The organism is Streptomyces hiroshimensis, assembly GCF_014650335.1.
Lineage (GTDB): Bacteria > Actinomycetota > Actinomycetes > Streptomycetales > Streptomycetaceae > Streptomyces > Streptomyces hiroshimensis.
In genome coordinates this window covers 87156-105339 of the sequence record NZ_BMUT01000014.1, presented here as the reverse complement: position 1 = coordinate 105339, position 18184 = coordinate 87156, and the positions used below count along the sequence as shown (strand labels likewise).

The 18184-nt window shown below is 71.8% G+C and carries 15 protein-coding genes; 10 read left to right on the top strand and 5 right to left on the bottom strand.

Annotation, left to right across the window (positions count from 1 at the left end; genetic code table 11):
* Nucleotides 1-29 precede the first annotated feature (29 nt).
* The gene (locus IE241_RS27800) at nucleotides 30-1175 is read right to left on the bottom strand and encodes an NAD(P)/FAD-dependent oxidoreductase (RefSeq protein ID WP_190024603.1); all 1146 of its coding nucleotides are present in this window, start codon (nucleotides 1173-1175) and stop codon (nucleotides 30-32) included.
* Between the two features lie 88 nt (nucleotides 1176-1263).
* The gene (locus IE241_RS27795; RefSeq protein WP_229899903.1) at nucleotides 1264-2634 is read right to left on the bottom strand and encodes an aminopeptidase P family protein; all 1371 of its coding nucleotides are present in this window, start codon (nucleotides 2632-2634) and stop codon (nucleotides 1264-1266) included.
* Between the two features lie 127 nt (nucleotides 2635-2761).
* Here IE241_RS27795 and IE241_RS27790 point away from each other — a divergent pair, with 127 nt between their 5' ends.
* From IE241_RS27790 to IE241_RS27760, 7 genes are all read left to right on the top strand, one after another.
* Nucleotides 2762-4507, top strand: a complete 1746-nt coding sequence (locus tag IE241_RS27790; protein WP_190024602.1) for an ABC transporter substrate-binding protein — start codon at nucleotides 2762-2764, stop codon at nucleotides 4505-4507.
* Between the two features lie 13 nt (nucleotides 4508-4520).
* Nucleotides 4521-5471, top strand: coding sequence for an ABC transporter permease (locus tag IE241_RS27785; protein ID WP_190024601.1), 951 nt, complete (start codon nucleotides 4521-4523; stop codon nucleotides 5469-5471).
* Nucleotides 5468-6454, top strand: a complete 987-nt coding sequence (locus IE241_RS27780) for an ABC transporter permease (protein WP_190024600.1) — start codon at nucleotides 5468-5470, stop codon at nucleotides 6452-6454. The genes IE241_RS27785 and IE241_RS27780 overlap by 4 nt, the downstream gene beginning before the upstream one ends.
* Complete coding sequence (locus IE241_RS27775) at nucleotides 6454-7524, top strand: ABC transporter ATP-binding protein (RefSeq protein WP_190024599.1); 1071 nt, start codon at nucleotides 6454-6456, stop codon at nucleotides 7522-7524. Before IE241_RS27780 ends, IE241_RS27775 begins: the two co-directional genes overlap by 1 nt.
* Nucleotides 7521-8540 carry an ABC transporter ATP-binding protein gene (locus IE241_RS27770; protein ID WP_190024598.1) on the top strand — a complete coding sequence of 340 codons (1020 nt, stop codon included), beginning with the start codon at nucleotides 7521-7523 and terminating at the stop codon, nucleotides 8538-8540. The genes IE241_RS27775 and IE241_RS27770 overlap by 4 nt, the downstream gene beginning before the upstream one ends.
* 200 nt (nucleotides 8541-8740) lie before the next feature.
* Nucleotides 8741-11107: a collagenase gene (locus tag IE241_RS27765; RefSeq protein WP_229899901.1), complete on the top strand. Its 2367-nt coding sequence runs from the start codon at nucleotides 8741-8743 to the stop codon at nucleotides 11105-11107.
* 398 nt (nucleotides 11108-11505) lie between these two features.
* A complete protein-coding gene (locus IE241_RS27760; RefSeq protein ID WP_229899899.1) occupies nucleotides 11506-12123 on the top strand; it encodes a hypothetical protein in 618 nt (205 codons plus the stop codon).
* 76 nt (nucleotides 12124-12199) lie between these two features.
* Here the strand turns inward: IE241_RS27760 and IE241_RS27755 are convergent, their stop codons facing one another.
* Entirely contained in the window at nucleotides 12200-13510 is a 1311-nt protein-coding gene (locus tag IE241_RS27755; RefSeq protein ID WP_229899897.1) for a ricin-type beta-trefoil lectin domain protein, read from the bottom strand.
* A 144-nt stretch (nucleotides 13511-13654) separates the two neighbouring features.
* Here IE241_RS27755 and IE241_RS27750 point away from each other — a divergent pair, with 144 nt between their 5' ends.
* The gene (locus tag IE241_RS27750; RefSeq protein WP_190024596.1) at nucleotides 13655-14737 is read left to right on the top strand and encodes a polyprenyl synthetase family protein; all 1083 of its coding nucleotides are present in this window, start codon (nucleotides 13655-13657) and stop codon (nucleotides 14735-14737) included.
* 34 nt (nucleotides 14738-14771) lie between these two features.
* Here IE241_RS27750 and IE241_RS27745 read toward each other — a convergent pair whose 3' ends face one another.
* Nucleotides 14772-15125 carry a zinc ribbon domain-containing protein YjdM gene (locus tag IE241_RS27745; protein WP_190024595.1) on the bottom strand — a complete coding sequence of 118 codons (354 nt, stop codon included), beginning with the start codon at nucleotides 15123-15125 and terminating at the stop codon, nucleotides 14772-14774.
* 109 nt (nucleotides 15126-15234) lie between these two features.
* Here IE241_RS27745 and IE241_RS27740 point away from each other — a divergent pair, with 109 nt between their 5' ends.
* Nucleotides 15235-16431, top strand: coding sequence for a UDP-N-acetylglucosamine--N-acetylmuramyl-(pentapeptide) pyrophosphoryl-undecaprenol N-acetylglucosamine transferase (locus IE241_RS27740; RefSeq protein WP_190024594.1), 1197 nt, complete (start codon nucleotides 15235-15237; stop codon nucleotides 16429-16431).
* Nucleotides 16428-17441 (top strand): SDR family NAD(P)-dependent oxidoreductase, encoded by a 1014-nt coding sequence (locus tag IE241_RS27735; RefSeq protein WP_190024593.1) that lies wholly within the window; start codon nucleotides 16428-16430, stop codon nucleotides 17439-17441. The genes IE241_RS27740 and IE241_RS27735 overlap by 4 nt, the downstream gene beginning before the upstream one ends.
* Here the strand turns inward: IE241_RS27735 and IE241_RS27730 are convergent.
* Entirely contained in the window at nucleotides 17429-17938 is a 510-nt protein-coding gene (locus IE241_RS27730) for a hypothetical protein (protein ID WP_190024592.1), read from the bottom strand. The genes IE241_RS27735 and IE241_RS27730 overlap by 13 nt on opposite strands.
* Nucleotides 17939-18184: the final 246 nt, after the last annotated feature.

The following is an 18184-nucleotide window of genomic DNA, read 5'->3' as shown; positions in this document are numbered from 1 at the left end:
GCGGGGCGGGGGTTCAGGCGGCCCGGGGTTCAGGCGGCCGCGGCGAAGCGGCCGGGGTGGAAGGGTCCGAGGTCGAGCGGGGGTTCGCCGCCCGTCAGCTGCCGGGCGACGGCCAGGCCGGTGGCGGGGGCGAGCCCGATCCCCGCGCCTTCGTGGCCGCAGGCGTGCAGCAGCCCGGGGACGCGGGGATCGGGGCCGATGGCGGGCAGGTGGTCGGGCAGATACGGGCGGAACCCCGCGTACGTGCGCATGGCCCGCACTCCTGCCAGCACCGGGAACAGGGCCGTGGCCTGGGCAGCGAGGCGCCGGAGCACCTCCACCGACAAGGTACGGTCGAAGCCGACCCGCTCGCGGCTGGCGCCGATCAGGACCGGGCCCGCCGGGGTGCCCTCGACCACCGCGGAGGTCTGCAGCGCCGCCGAGCCGCTGGCCACGTCGGCGACGTAGTCGGCCGCGTAGACCTTGTGCCGCACCACGCGCGGCAGCGGTTCGGTGACGAGCACGAAGCCCCGGCGGGGCAGGACGGGCAGCCGGCCGCCGGCGAGCCGGGCCACCTCGCCGCCCCAGGTCCCCGCGGCGTTGACGACGAAGGGGGCGTGCAGCTCGCCGGCCGTCGTACGGACGCCCCGCACCTCGCCGTTCGCGCCGGTGAGGACGGCCGCCACCTCCTCGCCGGTGCGCACCCGGGCGCCGGAGGCCCGCAGCAGGTGGGCTGCGGCGAGGGCGGGCTGCACCTGGGCGTCCTGCGGATAGCGGAAGCCGCCCCCGAGGCCGGGGGCCAGGTGCGGCTCCGCCTCGTGCAGCCGGTCGGCCGGGATCTCCTCGGTCGTGACGCCGGCCTCGGCCTGGGCGGCGGCGAACTTCCGCAGCGCGGCCATGGCATGGGCGTCGGAGGCGACGACGAGGCCGCCCTTGGCCTCGTATTCGATCCCGGCCGGGAGCTCCCGGGCCAGCTCGTGCCACAACCGCGTGGAGAGCAGGGCCAGTTCGAGCTCCGGGCCGGGTTCCTTGTCGGAGACCAGGAGGTTTCCCTCGCCGGCTCCCGTGGTCCCGCCGGCGACGGGGCCGCGGTCGACCACGGTGACGGAGAGGCCGGTGCGGGCGGCGTAGTAGGCGCAGGCGGCGCCGACGACACCCGCTCCGACGACGATGACGTCCGAGGAGGAGTTGCTCATGAGCACGTCAGTAATATTTCACATTGCACTGCGCGCTGCCAAGAGCCGGTCCGTACCTGATGGTTGACGCCCCCGCCTATTTCGCGGCCTATCCCCCGAGAAGCTCACCCATCCACGCCTCGACCGCGTCGGGCGTACGGGGCAGCGCGTGCGACATCAGCCGGGCCCCGTCGGCGGTGATGACCAGGTCGTCCTCGATCCGCACGCCGATGCCGCGCAGTTCGGCCGGCAGCGTCTCGTCGTCGGGCTGGAGGTAGAGCCCGGGCTCGACGGTGAGCACCTGCCCCTCCTCCAGGACGCCGTCGAGGTAGGCGTCCGCCCGCGCCTGGGCGCAGTCGTGGACGTCCAGGCCGAGCATGTGGCCGCTGCTGCACAGGGTGTACCGGCGGTGGAAGTCGCCCTCGGCGCTCTTGAGCACGCCCCACTCGGCGAGCCCCTCGGCGATGACCCGCATCCCGGCCCGGTGGAAGTCGCGGAAGCTCGCCCCCGGCTTGAGGGCCGCCATGCCCGCGTCCTGGGCGGCGAGGACGAGTTCGTAGACCTGCCGCTGGACGGGCGAGAAGCGTCCGGACAGCGGCAGGGTGCGGGTGATGTCGGAGGTGTAGAGGGTGTCGGTCTCGACTCCCGCGTCCAGGAGGAGGAGTTCGCGGGGGTCGAGCCGGCCGTCGTTGCGTATCCAGTGCAGGACGCATGCGTGCGCGCCGGAGGCCGCGATGGTCTCGTAGCCCGGGCCGTTGCCCTCCGCGCGGGCGCGCAGGCCGAAGACGCCCTCGATCCAGCGCTCGCCGCGCGGGTGGGCGAGGGCGCGGGGCAGCGCCCGTACGACGTCCTCGAACCCGGCGGCGGTGTGGTCCACGGCCAGCTGCAGCTGCGCGACCTCCCAGGCGTCCTTGACCAGACGCAGCTCGCTCAAGGCGGCGGCCAGCTCGGCGTCGCCGGAGGCGTCGCGGCCCGGCGGCAGCCGGTCGTAGTCCTCGCGGTGCACGCAGCGGATGCCGGTCAGGCGCTCGGCCTCGGCGAGGTCGGGGCGGCGGCCGACCCAGAACTCGCCGTAGCGGCGGTCGCGGTAGAACTCCTCGCCGGCGCGCGGCGAGCGCGGCCGCACGTACAGCACCGCCTCGTGCCGGTGCGGGCCGTCGGGCTCCAGGACCAGCACGTGACCGGCCTGCTCCTCGCCGGTGAGCCCGGTCAGCCAGGCGTAGGCGCTGTGCGGGCGGAAGCGGTAGTCGCAGTCGTTGGAGCGGACCTTGAACTCGCCCGCGGGCACGATCAACCGCTCGCCGGGAAAGCGCGCCGACAGCTTCGCGCGGCGCGCTGCGGCGAGGTCCGCCACGGGCAGCCGGATGTCGGCGGGCAGCGGCGTCGCCGCCCAGCCTTCCGCCATGAACGCCTCGAACTCGGCTGAAACCGGCAGGTCATGACTGACCGTACGGATCGCGGCAACTGCGGGTTCCTGCACGGGACTCCTCCTCGGACACAGGTGGGTAACGGAGTGACTGACGCCTTGTCAGTGCAATTTCACATTACTATGTTACGGGTCACATTTCAGCCGTCCGGCTGTTCGACTGTTCACGGAGTGACCACTGATGAACAAGCGCACGTGTACTGCCCTGGCCGCCGTGCTGGCGGCCTCCTTCGCCCTGGGAACGGCCGGTTGCTCCGGCGGGAAGCAGTCGGCCGGCGGCAAGGACGGCAAGAACCCCGCCGCCGCCCACGAGGGCACGGCGATCGGCGGCACTCCGCAGAAGGGCGGCACGCTGACGGTGCTGTCCAACCAGGACTTCACCCACCTCGACCCCGCCCGCAACTGGGTCATGAACGACATGGACTTCGGGACCCGGCTGCTCTACCGCACCCTGGTGACGTACAAGGCCACGCCCGGGACCCAGGGCGGCGGGCTGGTCCCCGACCTGGCCACCGACCTGGGCACGCCGTCCGCCGACGCCAGGACGTGGACGTTCCACCTCAAACAGGGGGTGAAGTACGAGGACGGCTCGCCCGTCACCGCGCAGGACGTCAAGTACAACGTCGAGCGGTCCTTCTCCCCCGACCTGCCCGGCGGCGCCGACTACGCCGCCCGCTACCTCGCCGGCGCCGAGGGCTACCGGGGCCCCGCCCAGGGCAGGCACCTCGACTCCGTCAAGACGCCGGACGACCGCACCATCGTCTTCGAACTGCGCAAGCCCTTCGCCGAGTTCCCCAACGCCACCGTCATGCCGACCTTCGCCCCCGTACCGCAGGCGCAGGACAAGGGCCCGCAGTACGACAACCGGCCGTTCTCCTCCGGCCCGTACAAAGTCGACTCCTACGCGCGCGGCAAGAAGCTCGTCCTCGTCCGCAACGACCACTGGGACCCGGGTACGGACGAGGTCCGCAAGGCGTACCCGGACAAACTGGTCGTCCTGATGGGCCTCAAGGCCAACCAGATCGACGACCGGCTGATAGCCAGTCAGGGCGCCGACGCCTCCGCCGTCTCCTGGGGCGCCCTGCGTCCCGAGAGCGCAGCCAAGGTCCTGCCCGACGCCCGGGTGCGGGAGCGGCTGCTCGCCGAGTCCACCAACTGCACCGACATGGTCCAGATGCACACCGGGCGGGCGCCCTTCGACGACCCCAAGGTCCGCCGGGCCGTGCAGTACGCCCTCGACCGGGACGCCGTCCTCACCGCCTCCGGCGGCCCGGCCTTCAACGACCTGTCGACCGCGTACATGCCGGCGTCCCTCTTCGGCGGCAAGCAGCCCGACACCCTGAAGATCCCCGTCACGGGCGACGCGGACAAGGCCAGGCAGCTGCTGAAGGAGGCGGGCAAGCCCGACGGCATCTCCACGAAGATCACCGCATCGGCCGGCGACAAGGGCCGGGCCGAGGCCGTCCAGCAGTCACTGGGCCGGGCCGGCATCAAGGTCACCATCGAGACCGTGGACCCGTCGGCCTTCTACGCCACCATCGGCGACACCGAGAACCGCACCGACATGGTCTACACCGGCTGGTGCCCCGACTACCCCTCCGGCTCCACCTTCCTGCCCTTCGTCTTCGACGGCCGCTTCATCAAGGAGAAGGGAAACTCCGGCAACCACTCCCTCTTCCGCGACGACGCGACGATGAAGCGGATGGACGAGATCGGCGCGATGACGGACACCAAGGCGGCCGCCGAGGCCTGGCAGCAGCTGGACGGGCGGATCCTCGCCCAGGCGCCGACCGTCCCGGTGCTCGTCCGGCGGTGGCCGCTGGTCCTGGGCACCAACATCGCGGGCGCGTACGGGCACACCTCCTTCGGCGGCCAGATCGACTACGCCACGGTCGGCCTCAAGGACCCCGCCAAGAGCCGGGACTGAGGGCCGTCACCCCATGACCACCACGCCCACGCCCGCCTCCTCCCCCGCCCCGGCGGCCGTCCCCGCGGGCAGCGGCCCCTGGCAGCTGGCCCGCGCCGAACTGCGCCGCCGCACCGCCGTCAAGGTCTCCCTCGCCGTCGTCGCGCTCTTCCTGCTCATGGCGGCGGGCGCCCCGCTGCTGAGCTCGCTCGCCGGCTGGTCGCCCGAGGAGTTCGACAAGACGGCCGTCGACCCCTACCTCGGCGGCCGTCCCCTCGGCCCGCTGGGCGGTATCTCCGCCGACCACTGGCTCGGCGTCGAACCCGTCACCGGCCGCGACCTGTTCGCCCGGGTCGTGCACGGCGCCCAGGTGTCGCTGCTGATCGCCCTCACCGCCACCGCGATCGTCGTCCTCGCCGGGACGGCGGCCGGCATCACGGCGGGCTACTTCGGCGGCCGCACCGACGCCGTGCTCTCCCGCCTCATGGACCTCACCATGTCCTTCCCCTCCCTCATCTTCATGATCGCGATGATGTCGGTGGCCAAGGACGTCAACCGCATCCTGCTGATGACCGCCGTCATCGGCCTGTTCGGCTGGCCCGGCGTCGCCCGCGTCGTACGCGGCCAGACCCTCTCGCTCAGACACCGCGAGTACGTCGACGCGGCCCGCGTCGGCGGCTCCGGGCCCTGGCGCATCCTCACCCGCGACATCCTCCCCGGCGTCGCCGGGCCCGTCATCGCCTACACCACCCTCATCGTCCCCGGCATGATCGCCACCGAGGCGGCCCTGAGCTACCTGGGCGTCGGCGTCCGCCCGCCCACCCCCTCCTGGGGCCAGATGATCGCCGAGAGCGTCGCCTTCTACGACACGGATCCCATGTACTTCGTCATCCCGAGCACCTGCCTGTTCCTCACCGTGCTCGCCTTCACCCTCCTCGGCGACGCGCTGCGCGACGTCCTCGACCCGAGGAGCGGCCGCACATGACCCTCTACCTCGGGCGCCGGCTGCTCGCCGTCGCCGGCGTGCTCGTCGCCATCGCCGCCGTCACCTTCACCGTCTTCTACGTCCTGCCCTCCGACCCCGCGGCCGCCGCCTGCGGCAAGTCCTGCAGCACCGACCGCCTGGAGGCGATCCGCGCCCACATGGGCCTGGACCGGCCGCTGTGGCGGCAGTTCGCGGACTTCGTCACCGGCATCTTCACCGGCCGCACCATGGGCAGCGGCCAATACGCGCTGCACTGCGCCTTCCCCTGCCTCGGCTACTCCTACGAGAACTCCGAGGCCGTCTGGGACCTGCTGATGGACCGCCTGCCGGTCTCGGCCTCCCTGGCGCTGGGCGCGGCCGTGCTGTGGCTGGCGCTCGGCCTGAGCGCCGGCGTCACCGCGGCCCTGCGCAAGGACAGCCTCACCGACCGCGCCCTGATGGTCGGCGCCGTCGCCGCGGCCTCGCTGCCGGTCTACTTCACCTCGATGATGCTCATCTACGGGCTGATCCGCACGGCCGGGCTGCTGCCCTACCCGCAGTACGTACCGCTCGGCGACGACCCCCTGCACTGGGCGTCCAACCTGCTCCTGCCCTGGCTGGCGCTGGCCGTGCTCTACGCCGCCATGTACGCCCGCCAGAGCCGCAGCTCGATGATCGAGACGATGGCGGAGCCGTACATCCGCACCGCCCGCGCCAAGGGTCTGCCGCGGCGCACCGTCGTCGTCAAACACGGGCTGCGCGCGGGCATGACGCCGATCCTCACCCTCTTCGGCATGGACCTGGGCGGGCTGCTCGCGGGCGCCGTCATCACCGAGTCGATCTTCGGGCTGCCGGGGATCGGGCGGCTCTTCTACGGCGCGCTGTCCACCGGCGACCAGCCGGTCATCCTCGGCGTCACGCTCCTGGCGGCCGCCTTCATCGTCGTCGCCAACCTGGCCGTCGACCTGCTCTACGCCGTCGTCGACCCGCGAGTGAGGTACTGATGGCCGCCCAAGCCGTCCCGACCGACCCAGCCGCCCCAGCCGGCCCGGCCGCCTCGGAGGAACAGCCCCTGCTGTCCGTCACGGACCTGACCGTCACCTTCCCCACCCGGCACGGGGACGTACGGGCCGTGGACTCCCTGAGCTTCGCGGTGCGCCGCGGGCAGACGCTCGGCATCGTCGGCGAGTCCGGCTCCGGCAAGTCCGTCACGTCCTTGGCCGTGATGGGGCTGCACACCGGTGCCCGGGTCACCGGCTCCATCGCCCTCGTCGGCCGGGAGCTGAACGGCCTGCCCGAGCGCGAGCTCAACCGGCTGCGCGGCCGCCGCATGGCGATGATCTTCCAGGACCCGCTCTCCAGCCTCCACCCCTACTACACGGTCGGCGAGCAGATCGCCGAGCACCACCGGGTCCACTTCGGCTCCCGCCGGGCGGCGGCCCGCAAGCGGGCCGTGGAGATGCTCGCGGAGGTCGGCATCCCCGAGCCCGCGCGGCGGGCAGGTGAGTACCCGCACCAGTTCTCCGGCGGCATGCGCCAGCGCGTGATGATCGCCATGGCCCTCGCCTGCGAGCCCGACCTGCTCATCGCGGACGAGCCGACCACCGCCCTCGACGTCACCGTCCAGGCGCAGATCCTGGAGCTGATCGCCCGCCTGCAGGAGCAGCGCGGACTCGCCGTCGTCATGATCACGCACGATCTGGGCGTCGTCGCGCGCGTGGCCCGGGAGGTGCTCGTGATGTACGGCGGGCGGGCGGCCGAACAGGCCCCGGTCGACACCCTGTTCGCCGACCCCGGCCACCCCTACACCCGCGGTCTGCTCGATTCGCTGCCCCGCCTCGACGACAGCGACGACGCGCCCCTGCGGGCCATCCCCGGCAGCCCTCCCTCGCTGCTGGACCCGGCCCCGGGCTGCGCGTTCTCGCCGCGCTGCCCGCGCGCCGCGGCCGCGACACCTGCGGAACGCGCGCACTGCGCCGGCGTCCGTCCAGAGCTCCGGCCCTCCCAAGGGCACCTGGTCTCCTGCCACCTGTCCCTGCACACCGCTGCCCGCGTACAGGGAGGCACCCGATGACCGCCGGCACCGCGCCCCTGCCCTCCGTCCCCCCTCCCTCCGTCCCCCTGCTCTCCGTACGGGACGTGACGATGACCTTCCCGGGCCGGCGGGGAGGCCGCTCGGCGCCCGTCCGGGCCGTCGACGGCGTCTCCTTCGATCTGGCGGCGGGCAAGACCCTGGGTCTGGTGGGCGAGTCCGGCTGCGGCAAGTCCACCACCGGCCGCATGATCGTACGGCTCCTGGAACCGACCACCGGGTCGATCACCTACGACGGCCGTGACATCAGCCGGCTCGGGCGGCGCGAGCTCAAACCGCTGCGCAAGGACCTGCAGATGGTCTTCCAGGACCCGCACTCCTCCCTCAACCCGCGCCAGACCGTGGCCCGCATCATCGCCGACCCCCTGCTGGTGCAGGGCATGGCGGCGGCCGGCGCGCGCAAGCGGGCGGCGGAGCTGATGGAGATGACCGGGCTCATCCCCGAGCACATCGACCGCTATCCGCACGAGTTCTCCGGCGGTCAGGCACAGCGCATCGGCATCGCCCGCGCGCTGGCCACAGGCCCCCGTCTGATCGTCGCCGACGAACCGGTCTCGGCCCTGGACGTCTCCGTGCAGGCCCAGATCGTCAATCTGATGGAGCGGCTGCAGCGTGAACTCGGGCTCGCCTACCTCTTCATCGCCCACGACCTGTCGGTGGTGAAGCGGGTGTGCAACCGGGTGGCCGTGATGTATCTGGGGCGGATCGTCGAAGTGGGCGACAAGGAGCGGGTGTACGCGGCCCCGGCCCATCCGTACACGCAGGCCCTGCTCTCGGCGGTGCCGCTGCCGGACCCGGTCGCCGAGCGGGCGCGCGAGCGGATCACTTTGCTCGGCGACCCTCCGAGCCCGGCGGCTCCCCCGTCCGGTTGCACGTTCCACCCGCGCTGCCCCAAAGCGCAGGAGATCTGCCGGACGGAGGCGCCGCTGCTGCGGGTCGCCGCGCCCGGCGAGGCGCGTGAGGTGGCCTGCCACTTCGCGGCCGCGGACAACCCGTAGCGTCTGAGGGGTTGTCAGTACCATTTCACATTACTACGTTACGCATGACATGGCGCAGCAGCAGTCCCCCACGCGCCGCCTGTCAGACGGCAGTTGAATCACCCCCTGCGCCACTGTCTCCGCACTTTTCCCTGTTGTCGCGCGCACCCGCTCCCTTCACGTGCGCGCCTCAACCCACACCTCCCACACAGGAGTCATCGGTGTCCCACTCCAGATCGCTGCGCAGATCGCTGCGCGCATCCCTGCTCACCACCGCCATAGCCACGGCGCTCTGCGCCACCGCCGTCCAGCCCGTTCACGCGGACTCCCCCTCGCCCGCGCCCAGGCCCTCCGCCGCGGCCCCCGCGGCGGGCGTGCGGCAGGACACCCCCACGCCCAACCCCTTCGACGAGGTCACCCGGCTGGCCAACGCGCCCAAGCCGGCCAGTGCTTCTCCCACCGCCCCCGGCGGCCTCACGGACGGCCGCGTCCCCGGCGCTCTCACGGCCAAGCCGAAGCCCACGGCCGCAGCGCCCCGCGCCACCCTCGGCGGCACCGCCGTTCCGTGCACGCTCGACGGCATCACGCGCCTCGCTCCCGAGCAGCTCGCCGACTTCCTCGCCGACCAGGCCGTCACCGCCGACGGCTGTCTGCGCACGACCCTGTGGACCTGGGACCAGCGGCTGGCCCCGGTCATGTCGAGGGCGCACGTCCAGGCGGTCTCCCGCCGGATCGAGGGCCTGGCCGCGGCGCACGACGGCAAGAACGGCAGCCACCTGCTGGAGATGTTCACCTACCTCCACGCCGTCGCGTACCACGACTTCTCGCGCACCGAGATCGACGTCACCGACGCACCGACCGTGGAGGCCATGCGCCGGGCCGTGTCCGCCTTCGGCACCGCCGCGCACACCTTCGACGTCACCCGCACCAACGCCGAGACCCTGCGCGAGGCCCTCTACGCCGCCAGCGCCCCGGGCCTGCGCCAGCACCAGCTGCCGCTCATCAAGCGCGTCCTCGCCACCATGGACGCCGAGCACCCCGGCACCGCCAAGGACACCTCCTGGGCCGGCGCCGCGCTCGCCGCGCTCTCCCTCAACTACCTGGGCGTCTACCCGGGCAACCACGACGCCGCCTTCCACGCCGCCGTCGCCGCCGACACCTCCTACCGCGCGGCCTTCAAGGCCTTCGCCGGCTACACCCACCTCAAGGGCACGTCCAACGCCTGGGTGGTGCGCGACGCCGTCGGGGAGTACGGGCGGATGGGCCAGATCGACGCGCTCAGGAGCGAGATCACCTCCGCCCTCGGCGGATTGCTGGCCACCACCACCGGCAACTTCGGCGAGGGCAGCGAGCCCTGGGCCAAGGTCGTCACCTGGCTGATCGCGTTCGACGCCTGCAAGCAGTACGGGGTGTGCAAGGCCGACATCGAGCGCCGCATCTTCCCGTCCACCTACACGTACGACAACGGCGGCATCAAGGTCCGCACGGCCCTGCCCCGCGCCACCGTCGACCGCCTCTACTACGCGAGCAAGCAGGTCAAGGCGCAGTTCCACCGGGTGCTGGGCACCGAGCAGCCGCTGGCGGGCGACACCAACACCACGCTCAACATCGTGCTGTACGCCTCGCGCGCCGACTACGAGGTCTACCACCCGCTGCTGACGGGCATGGGCACCAACAACGGCGGGATCTACATCGAGAACGGCGCCACCTTCTACACGTACGAGCGGCGCGTCCCCCAGGACTCCACGCTCACGCTGGAGGAGCTGTTCCGGCACGAGTACACGCACTACCTCAACGGCCGCTGGGCCGTCCCCGGGCTCTTCGGCGAGGGCCCCTGGTACCAGGGCGACCGCACCACGGCGATGGACGAGGGCACGGCCGAGTTCTTCGACGGCGCCACCCGGGGCGAGGGCATCAGGGTCCGCAAGTCCCTGGTCCAGAGCATCATCAACGACACGGCGGGCGGCACCAAGCCGCGCATGAGCGTGTACGAGCTGCTGCACGCGGAGTACGACCGGGACGGATTCCGCTTCTACTCGTACGCCGGCACGTTCTTCGAGTTCCTGTGGAGCGAACACCCCTCGCTGCTCAGGGAGATGTACGGCCACCTCCGCGACAACGACGTCGCGGGATTCGACGCCTGGCGGGACCGGCTCGGCCGGGACGGCGGCCTGCAGCGCGCGTACGACACCTTCCTCGACCAGCAGATCGCCAAGGTCAAGAACCTGTACGTGCCGAGCACGTCGTTCCGGCCCGTCGGCGGGCTGGACGCGGGCCACCCCGCCACGGTCCGCGCCTCCTTCAAGGCCACCACCGGCATCACGCCCGAATGCCGCACCAATGAGGCCCCGGAACGCCCCCGCTTCACCTGCACCGGCCGCATCACCGCCAACCTGAACAGCCCGGGCAGTCCCGACCTGGTCTTCAAGGACATGTCCGGGACGGTCGACTACTTCATCCTCGACCGCACGAAGAAGGGCACCAACAACTTCGCCGACATGAACTGCTCCTTCGGCAAGGTCGACCTCTGGTCGGACCGCCCCGCGGGATCGGCGGACTTCACATGTGAAGGGCCGCTGAGGGGCTGATTCCACGGGGGCTGCGGGCCTGTCCGCGAGGGCGGGCCCGCAGCCCTCCGTACATATGCGCTCACACACTCCGCAGCCATGCGCTCACGCGCTCAGGAAATGTGCCGTGTCCCACATTCCGAAGAATAGCGATCACCATTCCGCGATCGAATTACCTGCAATCAGGCCGGAACGGATATGGATCAATAGGCGCGGATTCCGCCCGTGACCTGCAAAGCTTGCGATTTCTCCACGAGAGTGTTCAGGTTTGTCGAGTGCCGAGCCCGGCTTTCCCCGGCACCACGTCGAAGAAGTCGACGGAGCCGGGACGCCGATGGCATTGATCGATTTCTGCCATTCAGAAAAGAAGGTCTCATTCCGGCAACAAGCCGGACACATTCGAGGCCATGGAGAATTGCGTGTCTGCTCTTCCGTCCGAGACGCCCCTGTCCGTCGTCCGCCCGCCTGAACCGACCCGCACCCTCACCTCCGGCGCACGTCACGCACGGCCGCTCGGCCTGTACGACTCCTGGTGGACGGTGGCCGGTGCCGCGCTGATGCTGTGCGCGGTCTGGGCCGGCTGCGTGTGGATCTCCTTCCACCTGACGGCCGACGCGACGCTTCACACCGCCGCCCTCTTCGTCCACCTCACCGGCCTCGTCCTCGGCTTCGGCGCCGTACTCGTCGCCGACTACTACGGCCTGCTGTGGATCACGGGCCGCTGCAGCCTCCAGGAGGCCCTCGGCAGCGCCGGCCGTCTGCACCTGCCCATCTGGGCCGGTCTCGTGGGCCTCGTCCTCAGCGGCATGCTGCTCCACCCCAGCCCGTCCTCCACCCTCACCGCCGTCAAGCTGGTGCTGGTGCTCCTCCTCAGCCTCAACGGCCTGCAGGCGGGCCTCCTCAACAAGCGCATGGCCGAGCAGCCGTCCGCCGCGCCCGCACCGCGCCTCCTGGCCTGGGGCGGAGCCACTGCCCTGGTCTCCCAGATCTGCTGGTGGGGAGCCGTCGTCATCGGCTTCCTCAACAGCCAGCACTAACGCTTGCGAGCCGGCCGTCAGGCGGGACCCGGCTGCGGCCGGGTCCCGCCTGACGCGGTGGCGGAGCCGCCGGATGCTACTTCGGGGTGACCCAGACCTGGCGCTTGTTCGTGTTCGCCGTGAAGAGCTGGACCTTCGTGCCGTCGGCGGTCTTGCCGCCGGTCACGTCGAGGACCTTGCCCGATGCGACGTGCACGATCCGGCCCTTCGCATCGACCGACCACCGCTGCGACGGCTGCCCGTTGCAGTCGTAAAGGTCGATCTTGTTGCCGTCAGTGCCGGCGTTGCGCGCGTTGTCCAGGCATTTGCCCAGCGCCCGGAACGTGCCGTCCTTGCCCAGGATCCATGACTGCGCCACTGCGCCGTTGCACGTGGAGAGCTGGATCTGCGTGCCGTTGGCCGCGCTCCCTCCCTTGACGTCGAGGCACTTGCCGCCGAGCCCGGTCACCCTGCCCTGCGGGGACAGCGCCGCGCCGGCACCGGCGGCGAGGAAACGCAGGCCCTGTACGTCGAATTGCTGGACGTAGGTGCCCGCGCGCTTGTCCTGGTACGCATAGGTCGGCGTGCACATGACCGGCTTCTCGCCGGAGTCGGTGCCCTTGACGCAATCGCCCCGCGCCGCGCTGCGATTCGCATGCGTCAGCCCCAGCGTGTGCCCGAGTTCGTGGCTGATGTGGTTGCGCATGTACGGCTCGCCCCAGGCCGGCAGGGGTTTGCCGTCCGCGGTGAAGAACTCCGTGTCGATGTAGGCGTGCCCGCTGGTCACGGTCCCGGGGACGGAGGAGGCGGTGAATCCGCAGCTGAGGTTCTTGACCCCCGATCCGTCGCGCACGATCTTCCACCCCTTGCTGCCGTTGTCCGCGGGCGGGATGCACGGGCGCTTCAGGAGGCCGATGACCACCTCGCCCTTGGGCCGGGAATAGTCCCAGCCCACCGGCCTGGTGTCGACGGTGACGGGCAGGCTCGTGACGCGCTGCAGGTCCGCGGCCGACGCCTGGACGTAGCGGGCCAGCCAGTCCACGGACTTCTGGTCGTAGAACTTGATGGTGTAGCCGGTCGGCAGCATCCTGGTCGCGCCGGAGAGCTTCCACCCTTCCCCCTGGGGCGGCGCAGCGGCGGCCGCAGCCGCTCTCGGCGCGTGCGGCACCGCCGTGTTCAGGGACATGACGCCGTCCTTGAAGGGCGTCCCGTCGGTGTCGGAGGTGCCGGAGTCCTCCGAGGCGGATTCGTTCTCCGGGGCGGACGCGTCCGCCCCCGTGCTCGCCGGAGCCACGGCCGGGCGTGCGGCCTCCGGCTCCTTCTCGTCGGTGCCGAACGCGCTGGGCGAGATCTGCAGACCCCCCGCGATCGCCGCCGCGGTACACACCGCGACGGCGGATATACGCACCTTGCTTTTCTTGCGCAATTCCCCGTTGGCCTTTCGCCGAAAGAACGCTGGTGGGCCCGGCGTTCGGCAGCCGGGCGCCGGGCCACTGAGATGATAGGGCCGCCCCCTCGTCCGCCCCGGCCGGCCTGCTGAAAGGGTGGGCCCATGGACAAAACGATCGCGGCCGCCGCCCAGCGGCGAGTCGCCGGCTGCCGGCACCGGTTCGACACCCGCTTCGAGGCGTACTTCGACGCCCTCGCGGAGAACCTCGACACCCCGGCGCTCAGCCGCTTCACCCCCCGCTGCCTGGAACTCCTGCGGGACCTCTCCCTGCGCGGCGGGAAGCGCCTGCGGGTCGCCCTGCTGTACGAGGCGGCACGGCTGGTGACCGACGAGCGGCCGCCCGGCCTGGAGGAGGCCGCGCTGAGCATCGAACTGCTCCAGACGCACGGCCTGGTCCACGACGACATCATCGACGACGCGCCCGTACGCCGCGGCGGCCCGTCCACGTACTACGCCTACCGCCGGGAGTTCCCCGGCGACGACGGGACCGCGCTGGGCCTCGCCGTGCTGGCGGGAGACCTCGCGTCCTTCCTGTCCATGCACGTCCTGCTGGAGGCGGACGCCCCCGCGGAGATCAAGCAGGCCATGCTGGGGGTGCAGCTGCGTGCGGGGGCGGAGACGGTCGCGGGCCAGATCACCGACCTGGAACGCGACTTCGAGCCGCTGCCGTCCGAGGACCTGCTGCACACCGTCTGCGAGTACAAGACCACCCGGTACTCGATCCTCGCCCCGCTGAGGCTGGGGCTGCTGGCCGCCGGCGAGAACCTGGCCGAGCACGACGAGCGGCTGCGCCGCTACGCGACACCGGCCGGCATCAGCGGGCAGATGCGCGACGACTACCTCGACCTCTTCGGCGACGAGAGCGTCACCGGGAAGTCCCCGGGCTCCGACATCCGGTCGGGCCGCCGCAGCTACGCCCTCCGCGCCGTCCTGGCCGCCGCCACCGCCGCGGAGCGCAGCCTGGTGGAGTCCGCGCTCGGCGACCCCCGCTGCACGGCCGGGACGGTCGACCGCATCCGCAAGATCGCCCTGGAGCACGGCGTGGACGACGCGCTCCGGGCCGGCATGCGCCGCTACGCCGAGGAGGCCGCCGCGGAAGCCTCCGGCTGGCGGCCCCACTGGCGCGAGGAGGCGGTGGCCTTCTTCGAAGGACTGCCGCTGTGGAATGTGCAACGCATGCAGTGAGTCACACGCATGCAGTGAGCAAGTTGTGGTGTGGTCAGGCCTTGCGGACCACGCCGGACTTGAGCTGCATGGCGCCGAAGCCGTCGATCTTGCAGTCGATGTCGTGGCCGTCCACGCCGTCGACGAGGCGGATGTTGCGCACCTTGGTGCCGGCCTTGATGCCGGTCGCGCTGCCCTTGACCTTGAGGGACTTGACCACCGTGACGGTGTCGCCGTCGGCGAGCACGTTGCCGACCGAGTCCCTGATGACGTTCTCCTGGTCACCGTCCGCGGATTCGGCGGCCGCGGGCGACCACTCGTGCCCGCATTCGGGGCAGATCAGGAGCACGCCCATCTCGTAGGTGTAGGCGCTGGAGCACTCGGGGCACGGCGGCAGGTTCTCGTTCACCGGAAGATTGTATTTCAGGCCGGAAGTGCGGATGCCGAACAGAGGCAGGCCACCGGTGACCGGCTTTCTTTCTTAGGGTGCTCTTAAAGCATTTCGTCAGGCTGCGGCCATGGCTACAGCAGACGACACCCTTTCGGTGGTCATCGGCGCAGGCGGTACCGGCGGGCACATCTACCCCGGGCTGGCGGTCGCCGACGCGCTCCGCAGAGCAGTGCCTCACGCCGTCATCAGTTTCATCGGTACGGAACGCGGTCTGGAGACCCGTCTGATACCGGATGCGGGATACCGGCTCCACACCGTGGACATGATCCCCTTCGACTCCTCCCTCGGGGCCCGCCGGTACCTGCTCCCCGCCGACCTCGTGCGCTCCGGCAGACAGGCGCAGCGCGTGATCGAGGGCCAGGGTGCGCAGGTCGTCGTCGGCATGGGCGGCTATCCCAGTGCGCCCGCGGTGCTGGGGGCGCGGATGGCGCGCCGACCGGTCCTGGTGCACGAGTCGAACGCGGTGCCGGGCAGGGCGAACCGTTTCGCTGCGACCCTCACCCCGCATGTGGCGCTGGCCTTCGACCGCACCCGCGAGCACTTGCCGGCGCGTACGTCCGTGCGTGCGGAGACGGTGGGCATGCCGCTGGTCAGCGATGTCGCGGGGCTCGACCGGGCCGGGCGGGCGGCCCTGCGCGGACAGGCCCGCCGCTGGTTCGGCGTGCCGGACGACGCGTGGGTGGTGCTGTTCAACGGCGGGAGCCTGGGCGCGGCGCGCCTGACGGAGGCGGCGCTGCAGCTGGCCCTTCGGTGGCGCGGGCGGCCGGACGTCCATCTGGTGATCAAGACCGGGCCGGATGCGCTGGAGCGGGTACGGGCCCGCCTGGCCGCCGAGGGCGGCGACCGGGTGGCCACCGCGGTGGGCTACCTCGACCGAATGGACCTCGCCTACGCGGCCGCCGACGTGATGGTGTGCCGCGCGGGATCGGCGACGGTGGCGGAGCTGTCGAGCGTGGGGATGCCCGCGGTGCTCGTCCCGTACCCGCACGCGCCCCACGACCACCAGACGCACAACGCGCGGGTGCTCTCCGACGCCGGCGCGGGGCTGCTGCTCCCCGACGGCGAGGCCACCGGCGAACGGCTCGCCGCCCTGATCGATCCGCTGCTTTGCGATCCGGGCCGGCTCGCCGCGATGGGCGCCGCGGCGCACCCGGGCACCCACGCGCTCGCGGCCGACCTCATGGCCGCATGGGTGCTGCGCCTGGCGGGCCGCGCCCCCGTCAACCCTTTTCCGTTCCAGGCTGTCGAGAGGAATCACGCATGATCACCGACCTGAACACCACCGGCGACTGGGCCGGCCGCAGCGTGCTGGTCACCGGGGCCGAGGGATTCATCGGCTCGACGCTCGTCGACCTGCTCGTCGAGCGCGGGGCGCGGGTGCGGGTCCTGGTGCACTACAAGCCGTACGCCGAGCGCGGGCACCTCGCCCGCTACCTCGGGCCCGGCTCGCCCGTGGAGACGCTCGCCGGTGACGTCCGCGACCCCGGGCGCGTGATGGACGCGGTGGCCGGGTGCGACACCGTCTTCCACCTGGCGGCACTGATCGGCATCCCGTACAGCTACGCGTCGCCCGAGGCGTACGTGCAGACCAACGTGGCCGGTACGGAGAACGTGGCCGCGGCCTGCCGCCGCCACGGGGTGCGGCGCATGGTGCACACCTCGACCAGCGAGGTGTACGGCACGGCCCTGACCGCGCCGATCGGCGAGGACCACCCGCTGCAGCCGCAGTCGCCGTACTCGGCCTCGAAGATCGGCGCGGACATGCTGGCCCTGTCCTACGCGCACTCCTTCGAGCTGCCGGTGACGGTCGTGCGGCCCTTCAACACCTACGGGCCGCGGCAGTCGGCGCGCGCGGTGATCCCGACGATCCTCGCGCAGCTGCACTCCGGGGCCGAGGAGATCCGGCTGGGATCCACGACGCCGACGCGCGACTTCACCTACGTCACCGACACCGCCGAGGGCTTCCTGGCGCTCGCGGACTGCGACCGGGCCGTGGGGCACGCCGTCAACCTCGGCACCGGGCGGGAGATCTCCATCGGAGACCTCGCCGAGTCGCTGGTCCGGGCCTCCGGACGGGACGCGAAGGTCGTGGTGGACCCGTCGCGGCTGCGGCCCGCCGGCAGTGAGGTGGAACGGCTGCTGTCGGACAACAGCCGGGCCCGGGAGTGGGCCGGGTGGCGGCCCCGGGTGGAACTGGAGGAGGGCCTGGCCCGCACCTCGGACTGGGTCCGGGACCACCTGCACCTCTTCGCCCCGGACCGCTACCAGGTCTGAACGACGACGGGCCCGGCGTACTGCACGCCGGGTGGCGGCACAGTGGCGGGCGGGATCGCGGTCGGGTCGGGCTGGATGCCGGGCGGGTTGCCGGCGTGGCTGTTGAGCGGGCGCAGTATCCGGGCGTCCGGTATTGCCCCGGCGCACTGCGCGCACATCTCGGCGAGGCGCCACACCCGGCCCGCGCAGGTATAGGTGATCACCTGCCGGACCGCCCGCCCCTCGCACCCCGGGACGGACCGGGCGTGCCACGAGCAGCCGTCCGTGCCGCAGCGGCACGCGGTCGCCTGCGGCACCGGGCCCGCCGTGTGCCCGTGGGAGGCGAGGTGGCCCGCCGCGGCCGTACGGGCGGCCGTGGCGGACGGCAGCGGGACGGGGTCGGGCCGGCATCCGGGCTCGGAGCACCGGAGTGCCATGGGCCCCGGCTGCGGATACCGGTCCGAGGTGATCCGCACCGTCCAGAGCCGCCCGGTGTGCTGCTCGTCGTCCCGCGCCACACGTGCCTCCCGGGTTCCGTGTTCGTTACCGGTCGTCACTCGTCTCGTCACCGGTCTCGTCCAAGACTGCGGTTCCCGGGCGGGCCGGCGGCACCCTCCGGGAGGGGATTTCCCGATCCCGGGGACGGGATTTCCCGGTCCGTCGAACGGACCCCCTCCGACTGGAGGGGGTTATTGCCCGATTTGCCACCCATTCGGACGATACGTATCCGGCGGGCGCTTCCTAGCGTGGACCACGTTGCCGTA

Excerpts from the sequence above, each read along its gene's own strand:
- IE241_RS27785 (WP_190024601.1), top strand. The coding sequence starts at position 4,521 with ATGACCACCACGCCCACGCCCGCCTCCTCCCCCGCCCCGGCGGCCGTC.
- IE241_RS27735 (WP_190024593.1), top strand. The coding sequence starts at position 16,428 with ATGATCACCGACCTGAACACCACCGGCGACTGGGCCGGCCGCAGCGTG.
- IE241_RS27750 (WP_190024596.1), top strand. The coding sequence starts at position 13,655 with ATGGACAAAACGATCGCGGCCGCCGCCCAGCGGCGAGTCGCCGGCTGC.
- IE241_RS27775 (WP_190024599.1), top strand. The coding sequence starts at position 6,454 with ATGGCCGCCCAAGCCGTCCCGACCGACCCAGCCGCCCCAGCCGGCCCG.
- IE241_RS27790 (WP_190024602.1), top strand. The coding sequence starts at position 2,762 with ATGAACAAGCGCACGTGTACTGCCCTGGCCGCCGTGCTGGCGGCCTCC.
- IE241_RS27780 (WP_190024600.1), top strand. The coding sequence starts at position 5,468 with ATGACCCTCTACCTCGGGCGCCGGCTGCTCGCCGTCGCCGGCGTGCTC.
- IE241_RS27800 (WP_190024603.1), bottom strand. The coding sequence starts at position 1,175 with ATGAGCAACTCCTCCTCGGACGTCATCGTCGTCGGAGCGGGTGTCGTC.
- IE241_RS27770 (WP_190024598.1), top strand. The coding sequence starts at position 7,521 with ATGACCGCCGGCACCGCGCCCCTGCCCTCCGTCCCCCCTCCCTCCGTC.
- IE241_RS27740 (WP_190024594.1), top strand. The coding sequence starts at position 15,235 with ATGGCTACAGCAGACGACACCCTTTCGGTGGTCATCGGCGCAGGCGGT.